Below are 13,541 nucleotides of genomic sequence, written 5' to 3' on the forward strand. Positions count from 1 at the left end.
GCGCGGTCAGCGGGGCGGTTCGGGCGGGAGCACGGCGCCGGTCGCCGCCTCGGGCTCCGCCACCGCGGCCGACGTGATGTCCATGCCGCCGTCCAGCTCACCGTCCGCGCCGCCCTCCAGGACGGGCGGGACCGCGACCAGGACCTCGTGCAGCCCGTGCAGCATCCACGGAGGCAGGATCTCCCGGCGGACGAGGTCTTCGGTGGAGGTGAAGGGGCCCTGCGCCGTCCGGGCCAGGACGAGCAGCTTCGCGTGGTACGGGTCCAGGCCGGGCAGCGCGGAGAGCAGCCCCTCGGGCGCCGAGTTGACGTCGACGAGGCCCCCGTCGTCGAACTTGCGGGGCAGGTCGGGGCGGCCGACGCGGAGCCGGTGCGCGATCGACGGGTAGTGCGTCACCAGGGAGCGGGCCTGCTCGCGGCGGACCCGGCGCTCGATCAGCGGGACGCCGAGCGTCCCCGCCTCGCCGGCGAATCCGGGCCCGGTCGGCCCCGCGGTGAGGATGGCGAGGTGGACGGCACCGCCGAACACCGTGCCCAGCAGCGAGATGCCGAGCGGCAGGTCCCACCAGGTCGTCCGCTCCACGTCGGTCAGGTCCACGGCCACGAAGCAGAGGACCGTCAGCGCGAGGTAGCCGACCGCCGCCAGCGCGAGGGGGAGGCTGCGGCGGCGCGCCGCGAAGTAGGTGACGGCGGCCCACGTCACGGTTCCGAAGGTGAGCAGGGGGAGCGACACCAGGATGGCCCGAAGCGGCCACGGGAGCCGCCGCGCGGCGGGCACGGCCATCGGGTGCGCGAAGGCCGGCGCCGGGCCCGGGGGAGCGAGCCGGGGCATCGCGGGAGCGTCGGCGAAGCGCGGCCCGGCGACGCCTCCAGGGGGCACCGGCAGGACGGTCGGCTCCCGAGGCGGCGGCACCGCCTGGCTGGGCTGCGGAGCCTGGCTGGGCTGCGGCGCCGGCTCGCTCCGCTTCTGCGCGGCGGGTAACGCCAGCGCGGGATCGGCGCGCAGGATGCCCACGTGCAGGTTCTGGAGCCGCTCCCCCGGCTCGACGCCGAACTCCTCGGCGAAGAAGTCGCGTGCGTCCCGGTAGGCGGCCAGGGCCTCCGCCTGCCTGCCGCACCGGTACAGCGCCAGCATCAGCTGGTGGCGGAACCCCTCCCGGAGCGGGAACTCGCCGACCAGCCGGATCAGCTCGGGCACCAGGCGTGCGTGCTCCCCCAGCTCCAGCCCGATCTCGGCGGACGCCTCCAGCGCCGCCGCGCGCTCCTCGTCGAGCCGCTCCCGCGCCGCGTCGAAGAACGACCCGGTCAGCCCGGCCAGCGCCGTTCCGCGCCACAGCGTCAGCGCCTCCCGTAACTCCGCCGCCGCCCGCGCCGCGTCACCGGCCGCCCGCACGGCCAGCGCCGCCCGCACCCGCTTCTGGAAGAGTTCGGCGTCCAGGCCGCCTTGCGGGACGTTCAGCGCGTACCCCGCGCCGCTCCGCGTCAGCAGCCGCCCCGGGGCGCGCGGCGAGCGGTCGGGTTCGAGGACGCGCCGCAGCCCGGCGATGTACTTCTGGACGACGTTCGCGCCGTTGTCGGGAGGCTCGTCCCCCCACACCGCCGTCACGATCGAGAAGGTCGGGACGGGCCGGTTCGGCGACAGCAGCAGCACGGCGAGCACCGCCCGCTGCTTCCCGGGGCCGAGGTCGAGCTCCCTCCCGTCCCGCCACGCGGACGGCCGGCCGAGGATCTCGAAGCGCAGTGACGAGGTTCCGCCCGGCAGCGTGACCACCTCCGCTCACCGTCCGGTGCGCCGCCGTCTCCGGCGCCGCGGCAGGGCTCCCGCAGTCCCGCCGCAGTGATCGCAGCATACCGACCGCGCCTCCGCGCCGTTCCGGCGCCGACTTGACATCGGGGCCATCGTCCTGCCCGGTTTCGGCGGCGTCCGGCGGCGTGTCAGGACGCGGGAGGGGGTTGCGGCGGGGTCACCCTGGTAAGACCCAGGGATGGTCGTGCTCGTCTCCCTCCTCGCGTTCCTGACGACCCTCGCCGGGGGCCTCGCGGCGATGCGGGTGCGCGACAACCGGCACCTCGTCCTCGGACTGGCCGGCGGCCTGATGCTCGGGATCGTCGCGTTCGACCTGATCCCCGAGTCGCTGGAGCTGACCCGGCACTCCCCGCTCGGCGTCCCCGCCCCCATGATCGGCTTCGCCGCGGGGTTCCTGCTGCTGCACGTCGTGGAGCAGGCCGTGGTGATCCACCGGGCCCACGAGCACGAGTACGCCCCGCACGTGCACGTCCACGCGCACGTCGGCGGATCCGCGGGGCTGGTCACCGCGTCCGCGCTCGTCGTGCACAGCCTGATGGACGGCGTCAGCATCGGCCTCGGCTTCCAGTCCGGGACCGAGGTGGGGATCTTCGTCGCCCTCGCCGTGATCGTGCACAAGTTCGCGGACGGGTTCAACACCGTCACCGCCGCGTCGCTGAACCGCGCCGACCGGCGGCCCGCCGTCGTGCTGCTGTTCGCCAACGCCACCGCCCCGATCGCCGGCGCCGCGCTCGGCACGGTCGTGCGGGTGCCCGACGCCGTCCTCGGCCCGTACCTCGGCGGCTTCGCCGGCGTCCTGCTCTACCTGGCCGCCGCCGAGATCCTGCCGGAGGCCCATAGCGTCCACCCCCGCGTGATGACCCTGTGCGCGACCGGACTCGGCCTGGCGGCCGTCCTGCTCATCGTCAGCCTGGCCCATTGAGGACATGGGAAAGGCCCTGCGAGCAAAGGCAGAGGGCCGTCCGGGAGCACCCGGACGACCCTCTGTCGCCTTGGGAACTAACGTCCCCGAAGGAAATCAGCCCGTCATGGACTGCGCGAACTCGGCGTTGGACTTCAGCCACTCGTCCACGGCCTCGTCGGGCTTGCCCTTGTACTTGTTCTCCATCAGGTCCTCGAGCGTCCCGAGCTGCTCGTCGGTCATCCGGAACTTCTTCAGCCAGCCGGTGACGTCCTGCTGGTCCTCGGAGAAGCCCTCACGGGCGACGGTGTAGATGCCGTCCGGCTTGCCCATCGCGCCCTTCGGGTCCTTCAGGTCGCGGATGGGGTACTTCGAGTAGGCCCAGTGCGGGCGCCACAGCGTGACGACGATGTCCTTCTTGGCGTTCACGGCCTTGTCCAGCTCGGTGAGCATGGCCGCCGTCGAGGACGTCGTCACCGTGAACTCGTCCTTGAGGCCGTACGCGGGGAGCATCTCCTCCTGCGACACCCGGTACAGGCCGGAGCTCTTCTCGATGCCGATGATCTTGCCGTCGTACGTGCCGCCCTTGCCCTTGAGGTCCTCGAGCGACTGCAGCGGCGAGTACTCCGGCACCGCGATCGTCAGCGGCGCCGAGTCGTACCAGGCGCTGACCTTCTCCAGCTTGTCGCCGTACTGCTTCCAGTAGTCCTCGTGGGTGCCCGGCAGCCAGGCGTCGAGGAACAGGTCCACGTCGCCCTTGGCCATGCCCGCGTACAGCGGCCCGGTGTCGAGGGTCTTGACCTCGACGTTGTACCCCTTGTCGGTCAGCAGCCGCTTCCACAGCTGCGTCGCGGCCTCACCCTCGGCCCAGCCGGCGACCATGCCGATCGTGATGTTCTTGTCGGTTTCGCCCCCGCCGGAGCCCGAGTCGGAGTCACCGCATCCCGCGGCGGTCAACGCCAGCGTCAGCGACATGGCCGCGACGGCCAGACCCTTGAACTTGAAGCGCATTCCCGTCCTTTCGTAGACATGCATGTGGAGCTGGGGGAGCGGTGAGTCAGCCGACGAGCTCGGCCTCCCGGTCGGCCACGGGGGCCGCCGTGCCGCGGGTGGCCGTCCCGCGGCCGTTCCTGCCGCGCGCGAACAGCGCGCGAAGCATGCTCGGGCCGTGGCCCAGGGCGCCGGTGAGGCGGTCCAGGTAGATGGCCAGGATGACGACCGCGATTCCGCCCTCGAACCCCTTGGCGACGTCCACCCGGTTGATGCCCTCCAGCACCACCCCGCCGAGGCCGCCCGCGCCGACCATGCCCGCGATGACGACCATCGACAGCGACAGCATGATCAGCTGGTTGATGCCCGCCATGATCGACGGCATGGCCAGCGGGATCTGGATCCGGGTGAGGATCCGGTTCGGCGGCGTGCCGAACGCCTCGCCCGCCTCGACCATCTCCGGGTCGACGCCGCGGATCCCGAGCTCGGTCAGCCGCACCCCCGGCGGCATCGAGAAGATCACCGTGGCGACCACGCCCGGGACGGCCCCGATGCTGAAGAAGAAGATCGCCGGGATCAGGTAGACGAACGCCGGCATCGTCTGCATGAAGTCCAGGACGGGCCGCACGATGCGGCTCACCACGTCGCTGCGCGCCGCCGCGATCCCGATCGGCACCGACAGCACCGTGGACACCGCCGCCGCCACGATCACCAGCGCCAGCGAGTCCATCGAGTCCTTCCACAGCTCCATGCTCTCGATGAGCGCGAAGCCGAGGATCGTGAACGCGCTGAGCTTCCAGCCGCTCACCAGCAGCGCCAGCAGTGCCAGCACCAGCGCCAGCACGATCGGCGGCGGCCCCGTCAGTACGCTGGTCAGCGCGTCCACCGACGCTTGTATCGCCGACCCGATCCCGTCGAACAGCCACGACAGGTTGTCGGTGCACCAGCTCACCAGGTTGTCGAACCACTCGCCGATCGGCGCCCGGGGCAGTTCGATCGCGAGCACGTCACTCGTCAACGCCACTGCCCTCCTTCGTCAGCGCCAGCTCCGGCTCCTCGTGGACGACCTCGTCGAGGTGCGTGTTGATCGATCCGAGCGCCGCCAGCAGCGTCACCCGGGGGATAACGCCGACCAGTGTGCCCTCCTCGTCCGCGACCGGTACCGGCAGGTCGCTCTCGGCGCACCTGACGAACAGGTCCGCCACCGGCGTGTCGGGCGACACGGGCTCCGGGTCCTCCGGGTCGATCAGGCCGTCGAGCTTCGCGACGTTGTCCTGGACCGCGTCCGCTATCACCGTGGCGCGGACCCGCCCGACCAGCTTCCGGTCCCGCCCGATCACGAAGGCCGCGGAGGTCTGGTGCTCGCGCATCGTGCGCAGCGCCGTCCGGGGGCCCGTCGTTGACAGTACCGTGACCAGCGGTTTCTCCATAACCGAGGCCGCCGTCAGCACCCTGGTGCGGTCCACGTCCGCCACGAACTGCGCGACGTAGTCGTTGGCCGGGTCGGTGAGGATCTCCTCGGCCGTCCCGATCTGCACGATCCGGCCCTCCCGCATCACCGCGATGCGGTCGCCGATGCGCATGGCCTCGTTCAGGTCGTGGGTGATGAAGACGATCGTCTTGCCGAACCGCCCCTGCAGATCCAGGAGCAGGTCCTGGACCTCCCGGCGGATCAGCGGGTCGAGCGCGCTGAACGCCTCGTCCATCAGGATCAGCGGGGTGCCGGACGCCAGCGCCCGGGCGAGCCCGACGCGCTGCTTCATACCGCCCGACAACTGCCCGGGGACTTTGTCCTCCCAGCCTTCGAGGCCGACCAGTTTGAGGAACTCCCGGGCCGTCTTCTCGCGTTCTTCCTTCGGGACGCCGCGGACCTCCAGCGCGTACGCGGCATTCGCCAGAACCGTCCGGTGCGGGAAGAGCGCGAAGTGCTGGAAGACCATGCTGACCTTGTTCTGCCGCAGGGTCCGCAGCGCCTTCGGCGACATCTTCGCGATGTCCTGGCCGTCGATCTCGACGCTGCCGGACGTGACCCCGAGCAGGCCGTTCAGCATCCGGATGAGCGTGGACTTGCCGGACCCCGACAGGCCCATGACCACGAAGATCTCACCCTCGCGGACCTCGAACGTGGCGTCCACCACCGCCGGGGTGACCCCGAGGTCACGGACGGCCTTGAGATCGGCGCCCGCCTTGAGCTTCCGTTGGGCCTCGGCCGTCTTACGGCCGAAGAGCTTGGTGACGCTTTCCGCGCGGAGTACTGACACGATCTCCTTCCGGGTTCCCACTGCCGACTGTGGCGCGGAAACGGGTCGCCCTATCCGTCCAGGCGCCCGGACGAGACGACCTCACGCAAAGAGATCGTCAACCAGACGCCAAACCAGTGCGTCGCCCGAAACTACCCGTTCAGAGAACATGTTTCATCTTTCGGTGCTTTCCGTCACATCTAGGTCACGAATCGAGCACGTCTTACACCTTCGTCCGATGAAAGTTGAGGTAGGAGCGCGATGGCGTGGGCCCGCGCTGGTCCTGGTAGCGCGACCCGTACCGCGCCGCCCCGTAGGGGTACTCCGCCGGCGAGCTCGTCCGGAACAGGCACATCTGCCCGATCTTCATCCCCGGCCACAACTTGATCGGCAGCGTCGCCACGTTCGACAGCTCCAGCGTCACGTGCCCCGCGAACCCGGGGTCGATCCACCCCGCCGTCGAGTGCGTGAGCAGCCCCAGCCGCCCCAGACTGGACTTCCCCTCCAGCCGCGCGGCGAGATCGTCCGGCAGCCCGAACACCTCGTACGTCGAGGCCAGCACGAACTCCCCGGGATGCAGCACGAACGGCTCGTCGGCCTCCACCTCCAGCAGCCGCGTCAGATCCGGCTGCTCCACAGACGGATCGATGTGCGGATACTTGTGGTTCTCGAACACCCTGAACCACCGGTCCAGCCGGACGTCCACACTGGACGGCTGAACCATACCCGGCTCATACGGGTCGATCTTCACCCGCCCAGACTCGAGCTCGGCCCTGATGTCACGATCGGAGAGCAGCACGCCAGAAAAGCTATCCCACCCAACCCCCACCCACGATCCGGTACAGTATCCCCAGCACGGAGGCCCCACCGGCCCCCGCACGCGGGTGTAGTTCAATGGCAGAACTTCAGCTTCCCAAGCTGACAGCGCGGGTTCGATTCCCGTCACCCGCTCACCGCAAAGGCCCAGGTCAAAGACATGATCCCCGACACTGGGCCTTGATCGTTTCTGCTTGCCATCACTGTCGTGCAATTAGCGTGCAACTAGGCCACCGGCACCAGCGCCCCGGCCGCGCCGTCGTCCCCCTCGTCGTCCTGGTCCCGCTCCTCACGAACGAGGGCATCGAGGCCATCGGCGATCATACGGTCACCCTTGGCCGACCTGTGTTGGTAGCGCAGCGCCGCCCACGCCTACGCTCAGTGGTCCGCCAAGGCCCTCCCCACCGCCCAGCAGTGGGAGAAGGCAGCCCACGGAACCCGAGGCGAGATCTACCCGCGTGGGGCAACCAGCGGACCCCCGCGAAGGTCAACTGCCGAGAGGGCGGCAAGCGCAGCACCACCGCCGTTGACTGCTACGCGAGCGGCGTCAGCCCTACGGCGTCTACGACATGGGCGGCAACACCTGGGACTGATGCTCCACCGAGACCGAACCCGGCCGCTACGAGCTGAAGGGCAGCGCCTTCACAAGCCCATTCCTACGCTGCGCACCCTCCACCTTCGACGACGACACCGGCTTCCGCTGCGTCACCCCAGCCGAAACCATGCGAGCCCTACTCAACGTGAAAGGGCAATAAGCACGACGTGACGCCACGCCCGCGCCGGGTGTCGCGGCCCTGTCACTCCTGTCCTAGGACATAGGACATGCTTGCCGGGCCAACAGGGGCAGGGCGTTCACGCACGTTGTCAGATCCATGCGGCATGCTCTGCCGCATGGACGAGAACGGCTTTTGGCTGCTCATCGAGGACTGCAAGCCAGGAGCGCCTGACCCGGATGCTGAGCATCTTGCGGCCACGCTAACGGCACGCCTTGCCGCCGGTCCGTTGTACAAAGTCATCGGGTTCGCTGAATACCTGTCGTGGGCGCTTTACCGTCTGGATCGCAGAGAGTACGGCTGCGATCTATCGGGTGACGCCTTCCTCTACACACGTGCTGCCGTCGTTGCTGCCGGTCGGGATGCTTACGAAGGAGTCCTAGGAGATCCGGCGGAGTTCGTCCCATATGCCACCGGACTCGTGTGGGCAGAGAGCCTGCTCTACGTACCCGACCGCGCGTACGAGCACATCACCGGCGAGGAGTGGGACCGCAGCACCCGCTACTCCTACGAGTCGTACTCGAATGCCGCCGGTTGGGCCGGTCCGTAGCCACGTCCTGTGGCGCGAGGTGTAGACGCTGGTTGACCACCTCCGCAGGACCTGCGTCAACAACTGCGAAGACGTCTTAGTGCGTGTTTGAGAAGGATCTTGTTATTGGTATGCGAGGGGGCGTCGGCCTTGGCGGACGGCGGGTCGCCCACCGCGGGCCAGGCGGCGGGTCATGAGGCCGATGGCGGCCCAGCGGATCATGGCCTCGCTGGTGGCGGGGTGGTGTTCGTAGTCGCGGGCCAGCCGCCGGTGCGCGGTCAGCCAGGCCAACGTCCGCTCAACCGCCCACCTGCGTGGAAGCATGGCGAATCCCTTCTGGTCTGCGGGTTTGCGGACGATGTCGATCGTGGTGCACAGGGTCTGGGCGGCCCAGCCGACCAGCCGTCCGGCGAACCCGGACTCAGTGGGAGTTCGGGGAGAGCGCCGTTCGGGGTATGCCGGGAACGGCACTCCTGGCGGGATTCATCCCTCGCTCGAAGTTGCTTGCACGCAGCTCTGACGACAGGCGCCAATAGGAGATCTCGGGCTGACCGGGGCCCGGGAGTGAAACGGCCACCGCTGTGATCGTGTGGGTGTGTCTGAACCAGACGATCGGCGGTGGTCTTGCCGCCCACTGCAGAAGAGATCGGCCCGGCCGGGTGGGCGGACGCGTTCGATGAACTGTTCGCGCAGGTTGTGGCACCGTTCTTCGGGCGGCGCGAGCCCCGGTTGCGGACCCGGTCGTTCCTGTGCGGGCTACGGCTTCAGGCACGTTCAGTCCATCGAAGCGCCCGCACCCGTTTAGCGAAGGGATCAGGGCAGCACGTGCTCCGGGCCTGCGTCGGACGGCCCGCAGGGGAGGGGCCGGCGCGGCACGGGAGCGGACTGGAGGATCGAGGTGGTGGTGCGGCCGTGCGGGGTGAAGCGGTCGAGGATCGGTTCGAGTTCGTCCACTGAGCGCAGGTGCGCGATGAAGAAGAAGCAGTCGTCGCCGGTGATGCGGTGGCATTCGACGATCTGCGGGATCTCATCGGCGATCTTGGGGATCAGGTGCAGCTCGCGCAGGGCGGGCCGGACACGGACCAGCACGCTGATCGGGAAGCCCAGCGCCCGCGGATCGACCGTGGCGTGGTAGCCGACGATCACTCCGGTGCTCTCCATCCGCTGGATCCGCTCGGCCACGGCGGGCGCCGACAGGCCGACCCGGCGGCCGAGCTCGGCGTGGCTGGTCCGGGCGTTCCGCTGGAGCTCGGCAAGAATCCGAAGGTCGATGTCGTCGAGTTCCTTGGATTCGAAGGCACGGCCGGGCCGGCTCCTTCTGTTGGCCATTCCGCCAGGTTAAAGATTGCCCGACGATACGGCCATGCCATTTCCGCCGTCGGGGTACTTCGTCGGCAGCGCCGTCTTCCACTACCTGGGGCCGGCGCTGGCGGTCCTGCTGTTCGCGCAGTTGGAGCCCCTCGGCGTCGCCGGGCTGCGGATCTGGGGCGCGGCCGTGGTGTTCGCGGCGTGGCGCCGTCCGGCTCTCCGCCGGATCGACCGGACGGTCGCCGCGTGGGGCGCGGTCCTCGCGGCGATGAACACCACGTTCTACCTGGCCATCGACCGGCTGCCGCTGGGCACCGTCGCGGCGATCGAGTTCCTTCCGGTCGTCGCCCTGGCCACGCTGGGAGCCCGGACGGCCCGCAACGTGCTCGCCCTGATCGCGGCCGTGGGCGGCGTGGCTCTGCTGACCGACGCCGAACTGGCGGGCGAACCCGTGGGCCTGGCGTTCGCCTTCGCCAACGCGGGGTTGTTCGCGGTCTACATCGTGCTCGCGCATCGGATGGCGCGCCGTCCGGGCGGCGGCGTGGACGGGCTGGCGGCGGCGATGGTCACGGCCGCGGTGCTGGTGGTGCCGTTCGGGACGGCGCCGGCGCTGCCGGCCGCGTCCGACCCGGCGGTGCTCGCCGCCGGGCTCGGTGTCGGGATCTGCTCCTCGGTGATCCCGTACGTGCTCGACCAGCTCGCCATGGAACGCCTGCCCAGGGCGACGTACGCGCTGATGACGTCCCTGCTGCCGGCGACCGCCGCGGTGACGGGCGCGCTGGTGCTCGGACAGTTCCCGACCACCGCCGAGGCCGCCGGGATCGCATTGGTGATCGGCGGTGTCGCGTCGCACCGCGACCCCGGCTGAAAAGGAGAGAACATGGAACAGACACGACTCGGCGCGACGGGGCTGAAGGTCTCCCGCATCTGCCTGGGCATGATGAGCTACGGCGATCCCGCGGCGGAGGCCTGGTACCTGGACGAGGAGCGGGCCGAGCCGATCGTCCGCGCCGCCGTCGACGCCGGCGTGACCTTCTTCGACACCGCCGACATGTACTCGCTCGGGCGCACCGAAGAGATCACCGGGCGGCTGCTGTCCACGCTGTTCGCGCACCGCGAGGACTACGTGCTCGCCACCAAGGTCTACTTCCCGATGGGGCCGGGGCCCAACGACGGAGGGCTGTCCCGCAAGCACGTCCTGTCGGCCATCGACGCCTCCCTGCGCCGCCTCGGCACCGACTACGTCGACCTCTACCAGATCCACCGCTGGGACCACGAGACGCCGATCGAGGAGACGATGCAGGCGCTGGACGAGGTCGTGAAGGCCGGCAAGGCCCGCTACATCGGCGCCTCCAGCATGTACGCCTGGCAGTTCGCCAAGGCGCAGCACTGCGCGCCGACCCGGTTCGTGTCCATGCAGAACCACTACAACTTGGTCTACCGCGAGGAGGAACGGGAGATGATCCCGCTCTGCCTCGACCAGGGCGTCGGCGTCATCCCCTGGAGCCCGCTGGCACGGGGGCTGCTCGCGGGCAGCCGCGAACGCGGCGGGGGCCTGCGCACGGTGCGGGCGGGCAGCGACTCCATCGCCGGCGACCTCTACGAGGACGCCGACTTCGACGTGGTCGACGCCGTTCGCGAGGTCGCGGCCGCACGCGGCGTGCCGCCCGCCCGGATCGCGCTGGCCTGGCTCCTCGGCCGTCCGGGCGTGACCGCGCCGATCATCGGCGCGACCTCCGAGCGGCACGTCGACGACGCCGTGGCGGCGGCTGAACTGCGGCTCACGGAGGAGGAGACACGGCGGCTGGAGGCTCCGTACCGGCCGCACCCGGTTCTCGGCCACACCTGACCGGCCCGCACAACGTCTGCACCTTGACGTCCATCGTCCGCCGCGCCACCTGATCTGCAGCAGCCCGCCTGAAGGTCAAGTGCTTCCGGCGATGGTGCTGCGGCGTTCGAGGAGGACCACGTCACGCCACCGGTCGTGGTGCCGGGCGAGGCGGGTTCGGATACCGACGGTCCGGAAGCCTGATGAGTGGTGGAGGCGCAGGCTGGCGGTGTTCTCGGGGAAGATGCCGGTTTGGATCGTCCAGATTCCGGCGGCCTCGGTGGAGGCGATGAACGCGGTCAGCAATGCCCTGCCGATGCCGCGGCCGCGAGCTTGCGGAGCGATGTAGAGGCTGTGCTCAACGACGCCGGTGTAACAGCGCCTGTCGGACACCGCCGTTGCGGCGACCCAGCCCAATGTCGCGTCGCCCTCCGCGGCCGCGTGGGCTGCGACGGCCACGTAGCGGTGCAGCGGCAGTCTGGAAGCATCGAAGGCATCCCAGGACGGTGCGGTGACCTCGAAGCTGGCGTCGCCGGTGTCCAGACCCATCTGGTAGATCGCCAGAACCCGGTCGGCGTCTCCGGGGCGCATGGGACGGATGGTGACTTCGGCCGGTGTGGTGGGCATCGCGGTTTCTCTCGGGCCCGGGGCGGCGGCGTAGTCGTTGCTCGTCACTGTCCGGAAGCCCTGCCCGGCTTGGTGGCGTGAACGATGGCCGAGCGCACTCCGCCTTGGGCCGCACTGGTGCCGGTGATGGTGACTCGGGTGAATCCGGCCAGCCGCAGCGTCTTCAGACAGGTGTCAGCGGTCAGGGCTCGGGCGGCACATTGATGGTTCGGCTCGGTGGGACCTGCCTGGACCTCGTCGGCGATGATGTCGCTGATGCCCAGCCGTCCACCGGGGCGAAGGACACGAAATGCTTCAGCCATGACGCGGGGCTTGTCGGCCGACAGGTTGATGACGCAGTTGGATATGACCACGTCGACGGCCGCGTCCGGCAGCGGGATGTCCTCGATGTGGCCGCGCAGGAACCGGACGTTGCCGAGACCGGCCTGGTCGGCGTTGGCGGCGGCGAGGGCGAGCATGTCCGGGCTGGCGTCCAGACCGTAGGCAAGCCCGTCGGGGGCGACCCGGCGAGCCGACATCAGCACGTCGATTCCGCCGCCCGAGCCCAGGTCCAGGACGGTCTCACCAGGCTGCAGGTCGGCGACGGCGACCGGGTTGCCGCAGCCGAGACTGGCGCGGACCGCGCCATCGGGGAGGCCGGTGAGGTCGTCGTAGCCGGTAGGACCGCAGCAGCCGCCGGTGGACGAGCAAGTCTCACCACCGATGGCGTGGGCGCCTTCCAAGGTCGCGCGGGCGAGCGCGCCGTAATGGTCGACGATTGCCGGTGGCTGGTGGGGAGGCTGGTCGTCGGGGTCCGTCATTTGAGAGCTCCTCACCCTGTGGGGGCGCAGGACGGCGGTACGGGAGCGGGGTTGCCCATGATGATGTCGGCGGCCGTCGGGAAGCAGTCCACGCAGGCGTCGTTGATCCGGTAGAAGCGCGCGGTGCCGCGGCTGTCGGCCAGCACGAACCGGACGTCGGCCAGCACTTTGAGGTGCGCCGAGACGGTGGACTGGCCGACGTCGACGAACTCGACGATCTCGCCCACGCTCATCGGGCGTCCCTGGCGGGCCAGGAGCGACACGATCTGGATTCGGGTCGAGTCGGCCAGCGCCTTGAACCAGGACGCGTACTCGGTCGCGGTGGACCGGTCGAGCGGTCCCTTGTCCATATCCATCGTTAATCGACGATAAGCGATGAATTGAGGATGGGCAAGAGGTCTGCCGTGCTCCGCGGATCTGCGCGTCTGTGGAAGCCGGCAGGTCAGCGGCCGCTGGGCGGGCAGCAGGTGCGCAGGTAGGTCTGGAGTTCGGTGAGGGACTCCTCGACGGCATCGGCGTCAATGCGGTAGTGGACCTGCTTGCCGTCTCTGCGGGAGGTCAGCAGTCCACCTCGGCGCAGGAGTGCCAGTTGCTGGGAGGCGGTCGGCTGGGCGATGCCCAGGCGTTCGGCGACGGTGCCGACGGTGAGCTCGATCCCTCCGGTGAACAGCTCCAGCATCGCCTGGCGCTGCTCACTGGCCAGTGCCTTGAGGAACTCACGCGCTCCGGCCCCGAGTTGAGCCGTCGAAGGGTCGCACCGGGTATCCGCTGACGCGCAGGATGCATCGACGGGAGCCGTCGATGGTGGCGGTGGTCCGGTCACGCGTTCGGTCAAGGCTTCGGCTCTCCCCTTCGGCGGTGTCTGGCAGCATACGCCACACATCGTCACATTGTAGTATTGTAAATTGATGATATGTTCCGGC

The 13,541-nt window shown here is 69.6% G+C and carries 13 protein-coding genes, 1 tRNA gene and 3 pseudogenes; 6 read left to right on the forward strand and 11 right to left on the reverse strand.

Translation table 11 applies throughout. The features are described from left to right. Positions 1–6: 6 nt before the first annotated feature. Positions 7–1,770: an AfsR/SARP family transcriptional regulator gene (locus IEZ03_RS14960; RefSeq protein WP_184879030.1), complete on the reverse strand. Its 1,764-nt coding sequence runs from the start codon at positions 1,768–1,770 to the stop codon at positions 7–9. A 214-nt stretch (positions 1,771–1,984) separates the two neighbouring features. On the opposite strand from IEZ03_RS14960, the gene IEZ03_RS14965 reads away from it, so the two are divergent. Then, positions 1,985–2,728: a ZIP family metal transporter gene (locus IEZ03_RS14965; protein WP_184879033.1), complete on the forward strand. Its 744-nt coding sequence runs from the start codon at positions 1,985–1,987 to the stop codon at positions 2,726–2,728. Positions 2,729–2,824: 96 nt separating this feature from the next. On the opposite strand, the gene IEZ03_RS14970 is transcribed toward IEZ03_RS14965, so the two are convergent. The 4 genes and pseudogenes from IEZ03_RS14970 to dcd all read right to left on the reverse strand — a co-directional run bounded on the left by IEZ03_RS14970 (position 2,825) and on the right by dcd (position 6,736). Beyond that, positions 2,825–3,718 carry a glycine betaine ABC transporter substrate-binding protein gene (locus IEZ03_RS14970; RefSeq protein WP_132047880.1) on the reverse strand — a complete coding sequence of 298 codons (894 nt, stop codon included), beginning with the start codon at positions 3,716–3,718 and terminating at the stop codon, positions 2,825–2,827. Positions 3,719–3,881: 163 nt separating this feature from the next. After that, positions 3,882–4,574, reverse strand: a pseudogene (locus IEZ03_RS14975) (ABC transporter permease); the annotation flags it as partial. Between the two features lie 130 nt (positions 4,575–4,704). Next, positions 4,705–5,958 carry a quaternary amine ABC transporter ATP-binding protein gene (locus tag IEZ03_RS14980; RefSeq protein WP_184879036.1) on the reverse strand — a complete coding sequence of 418 codons (1,254 nt, stop codon included), beginning with the start codon at positions 5,956–5,958 and terminating at the stop codon, positions 4,705–4,707. Positions 5,959–6,160: 202 nt separating this feature from the next. Continuing rightward, positions 6,161–6,736: a dCTP deaminase gene (gene dcd / locus IEZ03_RS14985; protein ID WP_132047874.1), complete on the reverse strand. Its 576-nt coding sequence runs from the start codon at positions 6,734–6,736 to the stop codon at positions 6,161–6,163. 81 nt (positions 6,737–6,817) lie between these two features. On the opposite strand from dcd, the gene IEZ03_RS14990 reads away from it, so the two are divergent. The 3 genes and pseudogenes from IEZ03_RS14990 to IEZ03_RS15000 all read left to right on the forward strand — a co-directional run bounded on the left by IEZ03_RS14990 (position 6,818) and on the right by IEZ03_RS15000 (position 8,076). Next, a tRNA-Gly gene (locus tag IEZ03_RS14990) sits at positions 6,818–6,888 on the forward strand. Positions 6,889–7,177: 289 nt separating this feature from the next. Then, a pseudogene (locus IEZ03_RS38835) lies at positions 7,178–7,519 on the forward strand (hypothetical protein); the annotation flags it as partial. 125 nt (positions 7,520–7,644) lie between these two features. Beyond that, the gene (locus IEZ03_RS15000; RefSeq protein ID WP_184879039.1) at positions 7,645–8,076 is read left to right on the forward strand and encodes a DUF4240 domain-containing protein; all 432 of its coding nucleotides are present in this window, start codon (positions 7,645–7,647) and stop codon (positions 8,074–8,076) included. Between the two features lie 102 nt (positions 8,077–8,178). On the opposite strand, the pseudogene IEZ03_RS38840 reads toward IEZ03_RS15000, so the two are convergent. Together IEZ03_RS38840 and IEZ03_RS15010 are read right to left on the reverse strand one after the other, a co-directional pair. Next, positions 8,179–8,478 (reverse strand): annotated as a pseudogene (locus IEZ03_RS38840) (hypothetical protein); the annotation flags it as partial. 390 nt (positions 8,479–8,868) lie between these two features. Next, the gene (locus tag IEZ03_RS15010) at positions 8,869–9,384 is read right to left on the reverse strand and encodes an Lrp/AsnC family transcriptional regulator (RefSeq protein WP_184879045.1); all 516 of its coding nucleotides are present in this window, start codon (positions 9,382–9,384) and stop codon (positions 8,869–8,871) included. Between the two features lie 34 nt (positions 9,385–9,418). Here IEZ03_RS15010 and IEZ03_RS15015 point away from each other — a divergent pair, with 34 nt between their 5' ends. Next, the gene (locus tag IEZ03_RS15015; protein WP_184879048.1) at positions 9,419–10,231 is read left to right on the forward strand and encodes an EamA family transporter; all 813 of its coding nucleotides are present in this window, start codon (positions 9,419–9,421) and stop codon (positions 10,229–10,231) included. 12 nt (positions 10,232–10,243) lie between these two features. Further along, entirely contained in the window at positions 10,244–11,212 is a 969-nt protein-coding gene (locus tag IEZ03_RS15020; RefSeq protein WP_184879051.1) for an aldo/keto reductase, read from the forward strand. Between the two features lie 75 nt (positions 11,213–11,287). Here the strand turns inward: IEZ03_RS15020 and IEZ03_RS15025 are convergent, their stop codons facing one another. The 4 genes from IEZ03_RS15025 to IEZ03_RS38570 all read right to left on the reverse strand — a co-directional run bounded on the left by IEZ03_RS15025 (position 11,288) and on the right by IEZ03_RS38570 (position 13,501). Beyond that, positions 11,288–11,866 (reverse strand): GNAT family N-acetyltransferase, encoded by a 579-nt coding sequence (locus IEZ03_RS15025; protein ID WP_229808291.1) that lies wholly within the window; start codon positions 11,864–11,866, stop codon positions 11,288–11,290. Next, complete coding sequence (locus tag IEZ03_RS15030) at positions 11,863–12,618, reverse strand: methyltransferase domain-containing protein (RefSeq protein ID WP_184879054.1); 756 nt, start codon at positions 12,616–12,618, stop codon at positions 11,863–11,865. Before IEZ03_RS15030 ends, IEZ03_RS15025 begins: the two co-directional genes overlap by 4 nt. A gap of 11 nt (positions 12,619–12,629) precedes the next feature. Continuing rightward, complete coding sequence (locus IEZ03_RS15035; RefSeq protein ID WP_221480512.1) at positions 12,630–12,974, reverse strand: ArsR/SmtB family transcription factor; 345 nt, start codon at positions 12,972–12,974, stop codon at positions 12,630–12,632. A gap of 86 nt (positions 12,975–13,060) precedes the next feature. Continuing rightward, positions 13,061–13,501 (reverse strand): ArsR/SmtB family transcription factor, encoded by a 441-nt coding sequence (locus IEZ03_RS38570; protein WP_184890261.1) that lies wholly within the window; start codon positions 13,499–13,501, stop codon positions 13,061–13,063. Positions 13,502–13,541: the final 40 nt, after the last annotated feature.

Origin of the sequence: Actinomadura livida (assembly GCF_014648675.1) — a bacterium.
In the GTDB taxonomy this organism is placed as follows: domain Bacteria; phylum Actinomycetota; class Actinomycetes; order Streptosporangiales; family Streptosporangiaceae; genus Spirillospora; species Spirillospora livida.

Coding starts and splice junctions, on each gene's coding strand:
- IEZ03_RS15030 (WP_184879054.1), bottom strand. CDS start 12,618: ATGACGGACCCCGACGACCAGCCTCCCCACCAGCCACCGGCAATCGTC.
- IEZ03_RS14965 (WP_184879033.1), top strand. CDS start 1,985: ATGGTCGTGCTCGTCTCCCTCCTCGCGTTCCTGACGACCCTCGCCGGG.
- IEZ03_RS15000 (WP_184879039.1), top strand. CDS start 7,645: ATGGACGAGAACGGCTTTTGGCTGCTCATCGAGGACTGCAAGCCAGGA.
- IEZ03_RS15035 (WP_221480512.1), bottom strand. CDS start 12,974: ATGGATATGGACAAGGGACCGCTCGACCGGTCCACCGCGACCGAGTAC.
- IEZ03_RS38570 (WP_184890261.1), bottom strand. CDS start 13,501: ATGTGTGGCGTATGCTGCCAGACACCGCCGAAGGGGAGAGCCGAAGCC.
- IEZ03_RS14970 (WP_132047880.1), bottom strand. CDS start 3,718: ATGCGCTTCAAGTTCAAGGGTCTGGCCGTCGCGGCCATGTCGCTGACG.
- IEZ03_RS15015 (WP_184879048.1), top strand. CDS start 9,419: ATGCCATTTCCGCCGTCGGGGTACTTCGTCGGCAGCGCCGTCTTCCAC.
- IEZ03_RS15010 (WP_184879045.1), bottom strand. CDS start 9,384: ATGGCCAACAGAAGGAGCCGGCCCGGCCGTGCCTTCGAATCCAAGGAA.
- IEZ03_RS15020 (WP_184879051.1), top strand. CDS start 10,244: ATGGAACAGACACGACTCGGCGCGACGGGGCTGAAGGTCTCCCGCATC.